Consider the following 15,769-nt stretch of genomic DNA (forward strand, 5'->3'; position numbering starts at 1 on the left):
CGCCGAGAAGCAGGACCCGGGCGTGGCACCAGGAGCGGTGGACGAAGAGCGGCGCGAAGGCCAGGATGAGCCCGGCGAAGCGGGCGGGCAGGCCAGGCATGGCGGTGTCTCTTGGTCGAAACAGCGCTAGCCTACCCGTCACGGCCGCTTCGTCACCCCCGCGCCACCAGGGCCTCAGACCCGCCAAAATTGGCCAAAGTCGAGCTCAGGAGGTAAGGGTGTCACGGCTCGCGTGCGGCCTCAGCCTCCGGCCTCGTCGGGATGAAACGCAACCAAAGGCAAGCCATCGTAGTCCACGGGTTCTCGGCGGTTCTTGCCGCAGGTATCAAAAGCGTAGCCGGCATCGGTCTGGGCCGTCCAGGCGATGACCCCATTGCCACCCTCGATCCCGGCGCGCACTTGGTCCCAGATCCGCTCGCGCGTGCGCCGTGAGTAGTGTCCGACATACACGCCGGCTCGAACCTCCACCAGCCAGACGGCGAGGCGGCCGCGGAGTCGCGGCGGTGCGTTCTCGACGATGACGACCATCATCCCCTCGACCTCCGTCTCATCCGCGATGCCCCTCGTCGCCGGTTGGCATCTCGGTGAAAGACGGCGGCTGAGCGTCCGCAGGCTCGCCCGGGGGCGGAAGACCGCCTGCGGTCAGCACATCCTCGATCGTCGGGATGATGCGTTCGAGCAGCCTCGACCGTCGGAAGGCGTCGCGACACTCGCGCCGCACCACGCCTTCGACCGAGCCAGCCAGGTCGCCTCGTGCCGCACGGCCCGCGATGCGAAAGGCCGTCGGAACGACGGACTCGAACTTGAACAGGTCGGCGACGTCGTAGACGAAGGACAGCGCTCGTCCCGAGTGCAGGAAGCCGATGGCAGGCGCATACCCGGCTGCGAGCACGGCAGCCTCCGCGAGGCCATGGAGGCAGGCCGTCGCAGCGTAGAGGCAGCGGTTCGGAATGTCCGCAGCGTCCCAATCGCCGCGATCGTAGGAGCGCCGATGCCACGTCACGCCATTTTGCTGGGCGTGGATCTCGTAGAGCCGACGCACGCGCGCGCCCTCGATGCCGCGAAGCTGGTCGACGGAGCGTCGCTCCGGCGCCTCTTCCTCGAACCGCAGATGGAACATGCGGCGCACCACCTTCAAGCGTGCGGTCTCGTCGAGGGCGAGCTTGGCCTGCCAGAGCAGGCGGTCGGACCGTGCGCCGCCGGGCTGCCCGGCCGCGTAGAGTCGGACGCCCGCTTCACCGACCCAGACGAGAAGGGTGCCGGCCCGCGCCGCCAACGCCACGGCCGCGTGGCTGACCCGCGTGCCGGGCTCCAGCATCAGGCACACGAGGCCGCCGACCGGGATCTGCGTGCGTACGCCGCGCTCGTCGACCACGACGAAGGCACCGTCGAGGACGTCGAGTCGACCTTTCTCGATGAAGATCATCGAGGAGCGGTCCCGGATCGGGATCGGCTTCGGCGGCGGCAGGCCGGGTAGCCCGGCCGGGGGCCTGGTTGGACTCATGGCCGCCGGATCAGCATCAGCCCGCAGCCGAAGGCCTTGGCACGGCCGAAGCCGCGGGCCAGAGCCGCGAGGAACGCGGCCGGATCCTCGACTACGAGTTCGCCCTCGAAATCCAGCGAGGAGAAGCGGACGGGCCTGCCCCCGTCGCGCGGCAGGACGCGCCACGCATCGCCGTCCACCCGCAGGAGCGGCCGCGATCCGCCCTCGCCTTCCGCCTCCTCGGCGAGGCGGAACCCGGCGCCGGCGCCCTGACGCCGGAGCCAGTGGGCGCCGACCGCCTGCGTGACCGCATCGCGCTCCCCTCCCCGCGCCTCCCGGGGCAGGTCGCGCAGCGCCCGGGCCAGGGGGTCGATCCGCTTGCCGCGCTGCCCGTGCGGCCGCATCTCCGAGGCGCCCGGACTGGCGCGGAGCCGGAAGCGCAGCCGCTGGCCCGGCGACAGGGCGGGCGCGAAGACCTTGGGCTCGTCGATCTCGAACAGGCCGCGCAGGTCCTCGGGCGGGCGGGCCGAGAGGACTAGGAACGTGGTGCGCTGCCAACCCGCCCCGCCGTCCTCCCGCCACAGGAAGTCGCGGGAGCGGTCGGGAGCGTCGGCGAACAGCGACCAGATCAGCCGGTGCGCGGCCGCGATGCGGGCATTGTCCTCCGGCGGCATCAGAAGGTGCGCGAGGGCGGCCGTATCGGGGGCGCGGGCCAGGCGGATGCGGCTGAGATACAGGCTCACGAGGCCGGCTCCGGCTCGGACGAGGCGCCAGCGGGTGAGGCCACGATCTCGTCGCGCAGCGTGAAGTGGCGCCGCAGGCGGCTCGCCACGCGGTCGCGGCGGCGCTCGACCCGGTCGATGCGGAAATCGGGGGCCAGCAGCGGCGCGAGGTCGGCGTCCGCGTAGAGCCGCGCTTCGGCGGACCGCCGCATCGACGCGAGTGGAGCGAACGGATCGAACCCGCCCTCCGGTGCGGAGGAAGGAGGCGTGTCGAGGAGCGGGGCGAGGCGGTCGACCGCCTCGGCGCAGCGGGGCGCGGGCGGGCGGCCGAGGGGGCAGGACTTGCGGCCGAGATAGAGCGTGTAGACCGGCCGTCGCAGGGCCTGCGCCAGCACGGCCGGGGCGGGCGCGTCCGACGCGACCCGCACCAGGGCCACGTCCACCCACAGGTCCTCCCGGTAGTCGCGGAACGACAGCAGGGTGTTGAGCCGGTGCGCGGGCCGGTCGAGCGCGTCCCGCCGCGTGGCGTAGGCGGCCTTGCGGTCGGCGGGGGGAGCCTGGACGGTGTGGTAGTCGGTGACCAGGGTGCCGCCGAGCCTGACCCGCTGGGCCAGCCGGTAGCCACGATCGAGGCCCGCATGCCCCGCCTCGTCGGCCCGGTCCAGCCCGAGCGCAGCCCCGACGAGGCCGAGGATCGCCGAGCGGGCCGGCCGGTCGAAGCCGCCGCGCCGTTCGCCCACCGCGAGGTCGCCCAGGGCGGCGAATGGGGCGTAGAGCGTGAAGGCGAGGCCGTCCGGCACGGGCATCGCGCGCTCGTCTGACCGGCGCAGGGCGGTCATCGGGCGGCCAGGGCGATCAGGCCGGCGAGGGTGCCCTGCCCTGCCGGCACGTCCATCTCCGCGGTCTCGGCGTCGCTGCCATAGGCGCGGGCGAACTGGTCCCGCGTCGCCCTCAGCCGGGCGACGGAGTCCTGGAGCACGTCCTCGCCGCCGACCGGCTTGAGGAAGGCCGCGGCGAGGCTGCGGGGGGCCTCCTCGCCGCGCTCGACCAGTCCGTAGCTGGCATAGGCGCGGCTCGCGAAGCTCGCCTGCTTGCCGCGCGGACCCACCGTGGCCGCTGCCTGGACGAGGGCGGCGAGACCGCGGCGGGCGAGCGCCTCGTCGCCGCCGAGGTTGCGGACCAGCAGGTCGCGGTCGATGCACAGGTAGAGATAGAAGGTGCCGGCCCCGAACCCGGCCTCGCCGACGAAGCCCGCCCCGGCATCCTCGGCCGGCGTCTTCAGGTCGTCGACGGCGGTGTAGTAGTCGTCCTCGACGATGGCGCGGTGGGTGGTGACGGCATGGGCGACCTGCACCGCTGCCTCGCGGTTGAAGTCGGGGTCGTCGGCCAGCATGCGCCCGAACATCCCGATGTCGACGGCACCGTCCACCGGCTTGAGGAGCGGCGTCCGCGACAGGTCGACCTCCCCGCCGGCGGCGATCCGCTCGGCCAGCGCCAGGGCGGCCGCACGCTCCTCGGCCGACACGAAGACGAGTTGCTCGATCCGGGCCGGCTTCCGGTCGGTCTCGGGCTTGATCTTGCCGAACACGTCGCCGACGGCGCGCGCCGCCCGGAGCGCCGCGTCGGCCGCGATGCCTTGCCCGACGAGATGCCGCTCGATCTCCTCGCCGAGCCGCTGCGTCCTCTCGCCGAGATGGCCGTGAAGGGCGCTCCGGAAGGCGTCGGAGGTTCGCCATGCCCGCTTGAGGGCCTGCGAGGAGACCCGCAGGCGATCGACGTTGCCGAAGCGGGCCGTCTTCGGCCGCCCGGTATCGTCGCGGTTGAGGTTGGCCGGCGGATAGGCGGTCAGCCAGTGCAACTGCACGAAGATGGTCATGGCGCGGGGGGATCTCGAAAGGGGAAGCCGTCACACGGCCGGGAAGACGGCCTCGGAGGCCGCGCCGGCGGGCCGGCCGGGCGTCGCGTACTCGGCGGCGTAGTAGTCGTAGGCGAAGCGCGAGCGGGCCCGGTCGCCCGCGTCGGGGTCCAGCCAGTCGAGGAGCGTGACCGCGAGGCCGCCGACATCGACCGGCCGGTCGCCGGCCAGGTCGACGGCCCGTCGCATCTGGCGCAGCAGGTCGTCCGGATCGCGGGCCGTCAGCAGGCGCTTGAGCCGCAGCGGCGACAGCAGGGCCTGCGGCCCGTCCTTCGCCCGCCCCAGCACGGAGGCGAGGCCGCGCCCCGGGGCGTCGGTCCGGATGCGGGCGAGCACGCAGGCCGCGACGGCGACCGGGATCAGGGTCCTGTCCGCCCCCTGAGGCCCGAAGCCGAGTTCCCGATGAAGGGCGAACACGACCGGTTCGTCGAGGATGTCGACCGGTCCGTGGGCCCGGCGCAGGCGGGCGCGGCTGCCGCGGTCGAATAGCAGCGGCTCCGGCAGGCCCGCGCGACCGGGCGGCAGCCGCTGCCACCAGCGCCGGGCCAGCGCCCGCCGGTCCCGCGGCACCGTCCCGGTCTCGGGTGGGACCGGCCCGCTCATGCCGCCTTCCTGCGGGTCTTCACGACCTCCGGGACGGCGAGGTCGAGCGCCTTGAACAGGCCCTGGCCGAGCTTGCCCCATCCGTGCATCGCCGTGCCGAGATCGGCCCGTGCCTTGACGCGGGCCCGGATCGCCCGCTCGCCCAGTGCGTCGAGCCCGTCGAGCGGGATCAGGTCGTCGAACAGCGCGGCGGTGGTCCGTTGCAGCACGGCGAGCCACGCCCTGGCCGCCCCCAGCGAGACGAGGTTGGGCGCGGCGTCGCCGGTGCGGAGGTTCTTCGAGAGGTCTTCGAGCGCCTGCCCGAACGCAGTCTCGGTCCGCTCCCAGAACCGCGCCCGGGCGAGGTCCAGCACGCCGCCCTTCTCGACCGACGTCGCCTGCCGGACGAAGAAGCGCAGCAGCCCGTCCGCCTCGCGGGCGCCCGCCACCAGCCGACGCACGGCCCGGTCGTAGGGGGCGAAAAGCTCGCCCGGGACGAGATGGAGCGGCATTTCGCTCTCGATGAACTCGCGGGCCTTCATGTTGTCCATGTCGTAGCCGGCCGCGCGGAGGCGGGTGCCGAGGCGCGCAGAGGCATCGAGGTCGCCCAGGCGCCGTCGGGCCAGCGTGACCGCCTCGGCGGCGAGGCGGTTGTCGCCGTCACCGTCGGCCACGAGCCCGACCCAGTGGCGGTAGCCGACTCGTCCGGGCTGACCATGCAGGGGCAGGAACGGCTCGGTCGGCTTGGCGCGGTAGTGCGGCGAGAGCGGGTGGCGGAACGCGGCGTAGCTCGTACCGTGCGGGCGGGTGCGGTAGACCCGCACCACGCCCGCGTCGATCCGGCCGGTGAGATCGCAGGGGCGGGCTTCCGGGTTCGGCTCGACGACGAGGCGGATGCGCCGCGGCATGCCCCAGAACGCCTGGAGCGGATCGGTGTCCTCGGGCGTGGTCGGGCGGCCCTTGTCCGAGACGCGGGTCGGCCCGAGCCAGGGAAACACGCGCTCCGGCGCCACCGCCTCGCGCCGGTGCGGGACCGCGAGCCACAGGGTGCGCCAGAGCGGGATTGGGGTGCGCCGGTGCGGCATCGGATCGTCGCGCGCCTCGCCGCGCAGGGGCCCGGGCACCAGCAGCGTCGTCAGCGGCCCGCCGCCCCGCACGGAGACGCGGTGGCCGGCCCCCCCCGAGGGCGCGTAGGTCTGGAGCGTGAACAGCGCCATCGCGGCGCCCGCCCGCGACAGGGTTTCGACGCCGCCGCGGCGGACGAAGTGGTCGAGGTTGCGCTTGACGGTGTTCGCGCCCGGCGCCTCGATCAGGAGTTGCATGACCGCCCTCGCCTCGCCTTCGTCCAGCGGGTCGAGATCCTGTCCGAAGCGCGGGCCGTCGCCATCGAGCACGAAGGCCGGCGCGACGGAGGCGAACGCCTCGTCCAGCCTCTCGGGCGGTGGGGGCGAGCGGAACCACGCCTCCCATTCGTCCTCGTCCGCGCGGTGGCCGCAGGTGGTCGCCAGCAACCCGATGAGGAATTCGCAGGTGGCGGCATCGAAATCGGCCCGGCCCCAGGCGGGCGCCACGACGGGATTCGTCGTGAGATCCGCCGTGATGGCCGCCGGCCGGATCAGGTCCTGCGCTCCATCGGCGCGCAGGACGGGGATCCAGGCTTCGGCCAGGAGGGAGAACGGTAGAATCACAGAGCCCCCAGGGCGTCGACTCAAGCGACCTTGTAGCAAGGGTTGCAGACGATCCGCTGGATCACAAGGCCCCTGCGGTAGCCACCGTGCAGTTTCATTCCTGGCATAGCGGAAAACACATCGTCTCCCCGTGAAAAAGTGGCACTGGGCCGGTCGCCCCAGAGAACTGCGAGCATGGATTGCCTCGGTGCAAGACCCGCAGCGGATCCGGTTTGAGGTTCATCCCCGCGCCTGCGGGGAACACGAGGAATGGGCGGAACTGGTCTGGTCGATCAGCGGTTCATCCCCGCGCTTGCAGGGAACACTCCAGCGCAGCAGCTTCCCGCGCGTTCTCCAGCGGTTCATCCCCGCGCCTGCAGGGAACACTCCGAGCGCACCATGCTGATGTAGTTCTGACCCGGTTCATCCCCGCGCCTGCGGGGGACACTGCTCAATCTCGGCGAGGATCGTGGTCAGGGGCGGTTCATCCCCGCGCCTGCGGGGGACACGCGCGAGGGGGGACTCGCCGGAGGCCGAGACCGCGGTTCATCCCCGCGCCTGCGGGGAACACGACGTCGACCGCTGCATCGCCTGCAACATCCCCGGTTCATCCCCGCGCCTGCGGGGAACACTAGGGATCGTCTATGCGGAGGGCTGCCTTGAACGGTTCATCCCCGCGCCTGCGGGGAACACCGCATCGAGGCCGGTCCGAGGACGCCGTCAGCCGGTTCATCCCCGCGCCTGCGGGGAACACGAGAGCGCCGCGAGGAGGCGGTCGCAGTAAGGCGGTTCATCCCCGCGCCTGCGGGGAACACGCGATCTTATCCGCCATCGGCCAGTCCTGCGCCGGTTCATCCCCGCGCCTGCGGGGAACACGACCCGCCTCGCTCCGATGGGACGACCGACGCCGGTTCATCCCCGCGCCTGCGGGGAACACATGGGCGTCACGCCGGACAGCGGGGTCGAGTTCGGTTCATCCCCGCGCCTGCGGGGAACACCTCTCGCACCTTTCGGCGCCGCCCCGGATTTCCGGTTCATCCCCGCGCCTGCGGGGAGCACCGACCGCCCCGCGGATCGCAGACCTGTAGCGCCGGTTCATCCCCGCGCCTGCGGGGAGCACGCCAGCTGCACCTGGGTCGGAAAGCAGCTCCCCGGTTCATCCCCGCGCCTGTGGGGAGCACCTGCTCGGCGGCGCGCTCGGACAGCCCGGTCGCGGTTCATCCCCGCGCCTGCGGGGAGCACAAGCCGAAGGGAGCGCGCGCCATGGGTGCCTACGGTTCATCCCCGCGCCTGCGGGGAGCACGCCCGATCCTTCGCCGTCGGGAAGTACCGGAGCGGTTCATCCCCGCGCCTGCGGGGAGCACAACGACAAGGCCGTGGTCGCCGCGCTCGCCGACGGTTCATCCCCGCGCCTGCGGGGAGCACTCTTCCGGGAAGCTGTTGATGCAGCTCACCTTTCACGATGTCAAAAAACCCACCAACGTTCCGCGTTCGTTCGCGACAGGCGCCGGAGGCTCGATCATGATCCGGATTGGGGACGCAGGCCAGGGGGTTACCCCTCAGAACCGCAGGCCGGTCCGCCCGTCGTAGCGCAGCGTCAGCCGGTCGCCGTCCGCGTCGAGCAGGGTGCCCTGCCATGAACCGTCCTGCTGCGGCTCCAGGGGCAGCAGGATGACGGCGTCCTCGAACCGGCCCCAGCCGGCGCGGGCCGCGTCGGCTGCCTCCCGCCAGCGTGGCTCCGGATTGTCGCGGCCGCGCAGCCGCCGTTCGGGAACCGAGACCTCCGAGAGCGCCCAGGCGAGGCGTGGATCGGGATCGGCGTGCCAGGGCACGAGCCGGTCGCCGTCCGCCCGCGCGAGACGGAGGGTGCGACGCGCCTCGGCGAGACGGGTCGGGGCCGAACCCTCCTCCGGCCAGCCGCGGCCGTCCGGTCGGTAGCCGTCCGGAAAGACCAGGAGGGTCTGTCCGGCCACGCTTCGCTCGGCGCTCGCCCGGCCGATGGCCGCATCGCGGATCGGACGAAGCGGCGGCGGGATGTCGTCCTCCCCGTCGTCGTAGACCGCCTCGATCACGGCCCGCACGTCTTCCGGCACGCGCAGGACCGGCCGGGCGACCAGTTCGCGCGCCGTCCGCCACAGGATGGCATGGTCGGCATAGACATGCGCGGCACGGGGAAAGGCCGTCTTTGCCCAGTCGGCGCCAATGGGTCCGGTGGGATCGGGGGCGACGACGACCAGGGTCGGACCCGGGATCGGCCGGGGCCGGCCCCCGTGCCGCCACAGCCGCCCCGCCCGCTGCAACACCGCATCGACCGGCGCGAGGTCGGTGACGACGAGATCGAAATCGAGGTCGAGCGATTGCTCCACCACCTGGGTGGCGACCAGAACCCGGGCACGGCGCTCCTCGGGGTGCGACGCCTTGCCGAACCGGGCCAGCACCCGCGCCTCGATGGCCAGCCGGTCCGCGACCGCGAATCGGGCGTGGAACAGGTCGGTGTCGAGGCCGGCCGCGCGCAGGGCCGCCGCGCCGTCGAGGGCGTCGTCGACCGTGTTGCGGATCCAGGCGATGCAGGCCCCGGCCTCCGCGGCACGCCGGATGCGGTCGAGCGCGCCGGCCGCGTCCGGCACGCGGTCCACCCCAAGGGGACGGCACAGGTCGGCCCGCGCCGTGAGCCGGGTTTCGGCCGACGTCCCGTCCATCCCGATCAGGGTCGCGAGGGGATAGTTTGTGGCGGCGAGCGGCCGGTCGGGTGCCCCGACCGCGCCGCGCCATGCGGCGACGAGGCGGCGCTTCACGGCGGCAGGCAGGGTGGCCGACAGGACGATCGTCGCGCCGCCGGACGCGGCGTGGAAGGCGACGAGGCGGGAGAGTTCCGCGCTTACATAGGCGTCGTAGCTGTGCGCCTCGTCCACGATCACGACCTTGCCGGCCAGCCCGGCAAGGCGGACGGTGCCGAAGCGGTTGGGCAGCACCGCCAGCACGGCCTGATCGATGGTGCCGACGCCGAGATCGGCGAGGAGCGCCTTGCGGCTCTCGCTCGCGAGCCAGGCCGGTGCGACCGTTGCGGCATCCTCGTCCGACCCCGGTGCCGGGTCCACGAACAATCCCTCGGCCGCGCGGCGGAAGCGCGGATGCAGGCTGGCGCGGCCGTGGGCGAGCGCCAGGGACGGACGGGCGGTGCCGTCGTAGAGCCGGCCTGCGATCTCCTCGATCCGCGCGAACATGGCGTTGGCGGTCGCCATGGTGGGCAAGGCGAGGTAGAGGCCGTCGGCCCGCCCCTCGGCGAGCAGGCGGTGGGCGAGCATCAGGGCGGCCTCCGTCTTGCCGCCGCCGGTGACGTCCTCCACCAGCGCCAACAGCGGCCCCTGCGGCAGCGCCACCGCCCCGGCCCAGGTCTGGGCGTCGGTCGGTGGGTAGGGCAGACCAGTCAGTGCCGCGAAGGAGAGGCGTGGGCCCGGCTGTGCCGGGCGCAGGCCCGCTTCGCCCAGCGCCGCCTCGGCCCGTCGGCAGGATTCGTCCCAATACGCCGCGACGTCCGTGTCCGCAGCGACGTAGGGGAACCAACGCTGGCTGGAGCCGATCCAGTCAGCGAGGGCCGTGAAGCCGGCCAGCGTCCAGCTCGCCTCGGCCATCGCGGCCGTCGAGGGTGGCGCGAGGTCCGGAACCGGCAGGAGCGCGGCGACGGCGCTCCAGTAGCTGCGGGCCGCCGCCTCGGCCACGGGCCCGAACAGGGGGCCTGCATCTTCCGGCTGCCAATCCTCCGGCAGCCGGACCGGGCGGCCGTGATGCCCGAGGATCGGTTGGAGGAGACGGTGGCGCACCCTCCCCGACCAACCTCGTCCCAGGGCTGGTCCATCCCCCTCCTCCTCGAGCCAGCCGCTCAGCAGCAGGAGGCCGGCGGCCGGGTGCCCGGGGTCGTGACGTCCCACCATCGCTTCGGGCAGCGGGGGCAGCGTCGCCGGGTAGAGAAGCGGCACCTTCGCCTGGAACAGAGGCGAGAACTTGCCGATGTCGTGCAGAGCCAGCAGGTGCAGCCAGAGCGCTTCGAGCCCCGCGATGCTCCAGCCAAGCCGGGCCGCGACCGCGTGGAAGGCCCGTGGACGAGAGCGCAGGAGGGCTTTCCCGGCTGCGGCGACGTCGAGGCCGTGCGCCCAGGCCGGGTGGAAGGAGCGACCACGGGCGGCGGGATCGGGGCGCGCCTTCCCCCAGAACGACGCGAACGCCGCCGGCTGTTGTGACGCATGCACGACCGCCCTCCCCTTGCGGCCTCCATCTTCCGCGCAGACCGCTGCGGTGTCGATGGGCAGAGCAGGCCTGTGGGCGGGCAAACCAGGATCCTGCCCAGTTGCGGCAGGAGGCAGCCAACCGCGGCAAAGGCGATCGTGGTTGAGAGGCTGCCCCGTTTCATTTGAGCCGCTATTGTTGAGTGTCCAGCTGCTAGATCAGTCGTCAACCTGGATGAGGGTGCATCCTTAAACAGACCAAACACAGAGTACGGTTGCGCTATATGAAGGCGCCTTCTCGTGGGGTCGAGCTGGAGCACGTCGGGGGCACCGGAGGCGGCATGTGAGCAGAATCCACCTGGCGAGACGTGCCAACTTTCAACGCGTTAGCTGGGCGTGGATGTGGCCGATTTTGCCGATGTGGCCGTGCGGGTGGTCTGGTGGTGCGCGTCGTCAGCGGTGGTGTTCGGCCGACGAATGCTGATGCTCTTCGAGGCGGCGAAGCCAAAGGTCGGCGAGGTCAGTGAGCGCGCCCTCCAGGTGGACGGGCCACCAGGAGGCGGGCACGAAGCGGAAGAACATGCCTACTCGGGTCGCGACGGGCCGCCGTGGACGGATGAGCGGGACCAGAAGGATGTCCAGCGCGAAGACAGGGGCTCTGCTCCCGCCGCGCACGAGTGCTCCGTCTTCCGTCTCGGCTGTCAGGTTCCAGGGTGAGTGGTGCCGCGTGCGGAGTGGCCGGCGCTCGCTGATGCCGGTTTCGGTGCAGGCGATCGTGATTGCACCGCAGCCTTGGTGACGGGGATTGAAGTCGATCGCGACCGTGCGTGGCTCGCGAGAGGCCGCGAGTGACCGGAACAGGTTGGGGCACTGCAGGGAGCGTTCGACGTCGTGAGGCAAAGCTTCGACACAGCGGCTCGTCGTGAGCGTCGTGGCCGTGCGGATTGGATCCGTATGGTGGGTCAGCATAAAGGCGGCGTCCTGGTCGGGGGACGCTGCGCCGAAACAGCCGCAAGAGAGTTGTGAGAGTGTAGGGTAGTGTCGCCTGCGGTGCCAGACGAAGAAGTGCGGGGTGGGTAGTAGTATCTGCGGGGGAGTTCTGGCGCAGCGCCGTCGATCGACAATGGTAATTATAGCACGAGGGCGGTCGTATGGATGCGGTGACCTGTTGAGCGCCGTCGGTTACCTATGAAGCGATTCGTTGTGAAGCTGGATCTACCCGACCGGGTGCTTCGGCTTTTTTGGGCCTCAGGCAGAGGTTGTGGTGACAGGATGGATTTATCGTCAGGCTCGGACGGGGCAGCGTGAACGGAGGTCCGAGTTGTCATAAGGCCGTCTTGCGGCGAGCCGTGATCTACGTAACGTAGGCTGATAGCAGTCTTCGTGGAGAATGTTTTGCGTTCTGTTTCCCCGCTAGACCTCGAAGGTTTTCCAATTTATTGCTGTGGTCGCCTGACACATGATCGTCTGCCGTGCGGGCCCACAGAGCAGTAGCGCATCCCGATTGCTGGAGTGCCGGAACTGTCGATTTGGCTTGCGGATTTGACACGTACGTACTCGCCGGGTGCAGCCCGGCGACGGCGAGCGCCGCCGGGCTGCTTGGCGGTCAGTCAGCTTCGCAGTCGTGCGTCAGCTTCTTCTGTCGTAGCAGGTCCGAGTTGTCCTCGACGAATTGTGCCATTCGCTGGGTCGCCTCAAGCCAGAAGTTGTGCAGGCCTACGTGGCTTGTACAGTGCCAGAGCGACGGGTTATCAAATCCTAGAAGGAGTTCGTAACTGGGGGTGTTGCGATGCACGCCTTGGCGGTTTCTGCCGATGTTGATTTGGAGATGAACTGTTTCCAGGTCGCCCATGCCCGGAACTTGTGAAGTTGAGAATTTGAACTCTATTTGGCGGTTTCGAAAGCGCGTTGCGCAGTTCAGGGTGTACTCGACGCATGTGTCGTCGTCCCCCTCGCCTTTCAGGACAAAGGTTATTATTCCGTCGGGATCGGCGGAGAAATCGACGAGCTGGTGACCTGGGGGTGTGATCCAGCGTTTGAATATCTCCGGGTCCGTCCACGCGCGAGATATGTCGGATTCCCAAGCACGAATGCGCCTCTCAATCATGAACGTGATGACGGGGTCTATGTCAAGATATCTGTCTTCGTCGTGCGGAAGGAGAATTGGTGCGCGATTTTGCATGGTTCGATCTCCAAATACATCGTGGGAGCAGACATGGTGAATGGCGTGGGGTCGCTGCATATTCAGCGGCCTTGTCTGCTCGTGCAATATAGTTTGGAGATGTTGCGCCGTTCGCGCTGAGGTGTCGAGGGATTTGCTTGACCCTCACAGGGAGAGATTTGCTCCAGGGATGCTTGGGGAAATGCGCCCTATTGTTCGCCGTGAATGAATGCCGCGTTGCCCGCATGAACGTGGTCGCTGACGTGATGAAGGGATTTCATCGAAAAGCTGTCTGAGCCGGATTTCTGCGTGGGTGGCGAGTGCTTGGCGCCGCGGTCTGGCGAGCGGCGGCATGCGAGCGCATTCGGGTCGAGGTCAGCCAAGGTGATAGGCTCCGGGGCCGGCCGGCGTGCTGTGTGCCAGCCGGCCCCGGGGGGACCGCGCTGTGATGTGCTTAGGCCGCGCGAGCCGCAGGCCGCGTCATCCGTTGTGTCGCCAGGGACGGATCCCGGGGAGTGGGCAACTTCCGGGTGCGTGTGGGTTTCCTCGCGGTGGAAGATGCCTCGTCCTGTGACGGGATGGTGTCGGAGGTGGCTGCCGCGGCGAGGTCGAGTTCGCCGTCGACGAGCCAAAAGTCGGTGTAGCGGCGATGAAGGGCGCGGGCGTGGTCGGTTAGGCCCGCCGCTGCGAGTGCCGCGAAAGTGTGTTCCAGCGTGAGCGGGATGAAGGGGATGGGGCCGGCCTGCGGGTCCGTGAGGTGGCGTGCGTAGGTCGCTGCAGCCTTGTGCGCCGTGACGTTGGGCGCGGGCGCGAGGAAGACGAATGTTGCCGTGTCGGCGAGCCCGGCTCTGAGCGTGGCCGCGGCGAGGCAGTGCTGGCGGTAAAACTGCTGGCAGACTGAGCGGGTCAGCGTCGGGTCGTTCGGGTCCACGAACAGGCTCGGGGTGGTGTGCGCGATCTGTGCGTGCCGCGGGTGCGGCGGCGGTGCGGGTTCGTGGCCGGACTCGCTGTACTTGATCTCGATGCAGATGAACGCGCGTCCCCCGTTCGGGGAGCGTCCGCGTAGGACGACGTCGTAGGCGGTGCGGTCGGCGGTGAACCGAGCGTCGCCGCGGCCGGGGCTATGTTCGAACAGCACGTCGGTGACCTCCGTCAGTGTCCCCGGCAGCAGTTCGGTGACGAAGCGGGTGGCCTGCGTGAGGTCGCGGGCGAGCAGGCCGAATAGGTTGAAGGCGAGTGGCTGCGAGGAGAGGAGGTTGGTCTTGAGACGATCGACGTCGTAGGCCGCGCCGGGCTCACGGTAGGCGAGCGCGCGGGTGACGACCGGGAGGATGTCGGGATGAAGGAAGTTGGCGCCGAGCGCGCCGGCTGCGGTCGAGATGCGTGAGCCGAGTCGGCGGGGGCGGTGCGGCTCGCGGCAGTTGACGTGGGTGCCGATTGCGAGGCCGCGGTCCTCGCGCCAGAGCGCCTGGAGGAAGCGGGCGGCGGCTTTGAAGCGGTGGTCGGCGGGGATGAAGACGCGGTGGCGGCGGCGGGCGGATTCGGGGATGAGAGGCACGCGGTTGATCGGGCCGAGGCCGGAGGGGTCGAGGATGGCGCGGGCGGCGTCCGCGAAGAGGGTGGGGTTGTCGGCGGCGGGCGGCAGAGGGACGGTGGTGTCCATGGGGTGGTCCTAAGTCACGGCCGCGGGTGTACGGCTGGACCGGGATTCCCGGAGGGGACAGGGAGTTGAACGACGAAGGGGACGGCGCGGCGTGGCTTCCTACCAGGCCGGAGGTGCGCATGGGCTTGGTCCGTCTGGTGCTCCGGCGTGGTCGCCCGTCGAGGTGCCGGTCCGCCAGGGGGCGGTCGCAGCCGTCGTCGTCCACGTCGGCGGCTACGGCAGGCGCGCCGGCGGGTGTCGGCGCAGGGGTGGTAGGCGGCAGGTAGTGCACCGCCGCCGCCCAGCCAGCCGGCCGGCTGCGTGCGCCTCGTCCCTGGTCTGGCTGATGTTTTCGCGAAGATAGCGGGTCGGACAGCCGGGGTGCACTCGCTGCGCTGCGTCAAAGCGCCGTCGCCCTTCCCGAGATGCGCCAAAAGCGGAAACTTGGTGCTCGCTTGGAAGCAGACGCTGGTGTGCGCGCTTGGCTTAGGCCTGTGTTCGACCCTAACCGGACCTTCAGAGCCACAGCCGCCGACGGGTGGCGGGACGCGTCCCGCAGAAGGAAAAGGCGTAGACCGCGAGGCTCGGCCGCAGGGGAAGGTCCATACGGTCTCGACAAACGCTGTCACGCCCTGACCGCACGTCGAGCAGCCTGCTACATACGTTAGGAATAGCCTTTCCGGTTCTTCTCATGCTGCTTCAAGGTCTGCAGCGCCACCTTGTTCGAGGTCGCAACGAAACGGCCTAGGAACACGCTCTTCTCCGCATCGACGAGCAACGACGCTGACGTCGCCTCCGTCTCCAGGAATGAGCGCAAGGCTTGTCGAAGACTGTTGCCGTCCGGCTGGTGATGGCGGGCGTTCAGAAGCTCCCGCGCCGGCTTCGACGGCGTTTGCTGGGCGAGCTGCCGCGGCGCAAAGACCGGCACCCGGCGTTCGGCGCTGCGGGCGATTAAAACCGTTCGAATGCACCATAGCGCTCGCTTGGCGAGCAAGGCCGAAGTCAGCTCGTCGCCGAACCGAACCAAGTACCAGCCAAGGTCGAAGGCCCGCTCGATATCGTCCTGGTAGCTTGAACGGAATTGAAACGCGGATTGAAGGCGCGGAAGATACCCATCCGGATCGACGAGTGGCTTGGCTTCCTGGACAAGATGGCAGGTGAAGAGGTCTCCCGACTGCGCGTCCTCCTCAAGTTGACGCCAAGGATAGATGAATATCGAGAGTTGTCCGACCGAGACATGGCGCGTCTCGTCCTTGAGATTGATCATCAACAGGTCGGTGTCCGACCCTGCCGAATGGTCGGCCCGCGCCAGGCTTCCGAATAGGAGGGTCGCCGCTATTGCCATGTCGGGCGACGGCGCAAGGTCTGACAACG

13 protein-coding genes and 1 CRISPR repeat array are annotated in these 15,769 nt (G+C 70.1%); all 13 genes read right to left on the minus strand.

Going from position 1 to position 15,769, the window contains the following annotated elements; all coding sequences use genetic code 11:
• Positions 1-240 precede the first annotated feature (240 nt).
• The 13 genes from cas2e to EOE48_RS24180 all read right to left on the minus strand — a co-directional run bounded on the left by cas2e (position 241) and on the right by EOE48_RS24180 (position 15,662).
• The gene (cas2e, locus tag EOE48_RS24125) at positions 241-531 is read right to left on the minus strand and encodes a type I-E CRISPR-associated endoribonuclease Cas2e (RefSeq protein ID WP_127733439.1); all 291 of its coding nucleotides are present in this window, start codon (positions 529-531) and stop codon (positions 241-243) included.
• Between the two features lie 16 nt (positions 532-547).
• Positions 548-1,504: a type I-E CRISPR-associated endonuclease Cas1e gene (cas1e, locus tag EOE48_RS24130; protein WP_127733440.1), complete on the minus strand. Its 957-nt coding sequence runs from the start codon at positions 1,502-1,504 to the stop codon at positions 548-550.
• Complete coding sequence (gene cas6e / locus EOE48_RS24135; protein WP_127733441.1) at positions 1,501-2,226, minus strand: type I-E CRISPR-associated protein Cas6/Cse3/CasE; 726 nt, start codon at positions 2,224-2,226, stop codon at positions 1,501-1,503. The genes cas1e and cas6e overlap by 4 nt, the downstream gene beginning before the upstream one ends.
• On the minus strand, positions 2,223-3,011 hold the full coding sequence (gene cas5e / locus EOE48_RS24140; protein WP_187371526.1) for a type I-E CRISPR-associated protein Cas5/CasD: 789 nt from the start codon (positions 3,009-3,011) through the stop codon (positions 2,223-2,225). Before cas5e ends, cas6e begins: the two co-directional genes overlap by 4 nt.
• 29 nt (positions 3,012-3,040) lie before the next feature.
• Complete coding sequence (gene cas7e / locus EOE48_RS24145; RefSeq protein WP_127733443.1) at positions 3,041-4,081, minus strand: type I-E CRISPR-associated protein Cas7/Cse4/CasC; 1,041 nt, start codon at positions 4,079-4,081, stop codon at positions 3,041-3,043.
• Between the two features lie 30 nt (positions 4,082-4,111).
• A complete protein-coding gene (gene casB / locus EOE48_RS24150) occupies positions 4,112-4,723 on the minus strand; it encodes a type I-E CRISPR-associated protein Cse2/CasB (protein ID WP_187371527.1) in 612 nt (203 codons plus the stop codon).
• The gene (gene casA, locus EOE48_RS24155; protein ID WP_210249595.1) at positions 4,720-6,390 is read right to left on the minus strand and encodes a type I-E CRISPR-associated protein Cse1/CasA; all 1,671 of its coding nucleotides are present in this window, start codon (positions 6,388-6,390) and stop codon (positions 4,720-4,722) included. Before casA ends, casB begins: the two co-directional genes overlap by 4 nt.
• Before the next feature lie 215 nt (positions 6,391-6,605).
• Positions 6,606-7,794: a CRISPR direct-repeat array (repeat unit 29 nt; unit sequence CGGTTCATCCCCGCGCCTGCGGGGAACAC).
• A 134-nt stretch (positions 7,795-7,928) separates the two neighbouring features.
• Complete coding sequence (gene cas3 / locus EOE48_RS24160; protein WP_127733445.1) at positions 7,929-10,616, minus strand: CRISPR-associated helicase Cas3'; 2,688 nt, start codon at positions 10,614-10,616, stop codon at positions 7,929-7,931.
• A gap of 429 nt (positions 10,617-11,045) precedes the next feature.
• A complete protein-coding gene (locus EOE48_RS24165; RefSeq protein WP_127733446.1) occupies positions 11,046-11,561 on the minus strand; it encodes a hypothetical protein in 516 nt (171 codons plus the stop codon).
• Between the two features lie 637 nt (positions 11,562-12,198).
• Positions 12,199-12,774, minus strand: a complete 576-nt coding sequence (locus tag EOE48_RS24170; protein ID WP_127733447.1) for an SRPBCC family protein — start codon at positions 12,772-12,774, stop codon at positions 12,199-12,201.
• Between the two features lie 188 nt (positions 12,775-12,962).
• Positions 12,963-13,136, minus strand: a complete 174-nt coding sequence (locus EOE48_RS29350) for a hypothetical protein (RefSeq protein WP_187371528.1) — start codon at positions 13,134-13,136, stop codon at positions 12,963-12,965.
• Between the two features lie 71 nt (positions 13,137-13,207).
• Complete coding sequence (locus EOE48_RS24175) at positions 13,208-14,416, minus strand: PGN_0703 family putative restriction endonuclease (RefSeq protein WP_127733448.1); 1,209 nt, start codon at positions 14,414-14,416, stop codon at positions 13,208-13,210.
• Positions 14,417-15,059: 643 nt separating this feature from the next.
• Positions 15,060-15,662, minus strand: coding sequence for a hypothetical protein (locus EOE48_RS24180; RefSeq protein ID WP_127733449.1), 603 nt, complete (start codon positions 15,660-15,662; stop codon positions 15,060-15,062).
• Between the last annotated feature and the right edge of the window lie 107 nt (positions 15,663-15,769).

Origin of the sequence: Methylobacterium oryzihabitans (genome assembly GCF_004004555.2) — a bacterium.
Lineage (GTDB): Bacteria > Pseudomonadota > Alphaproteobacteria > Rhizobiales > Beijerinckiaceae > Methylobacterium > Methylobacterium oryzihabitans.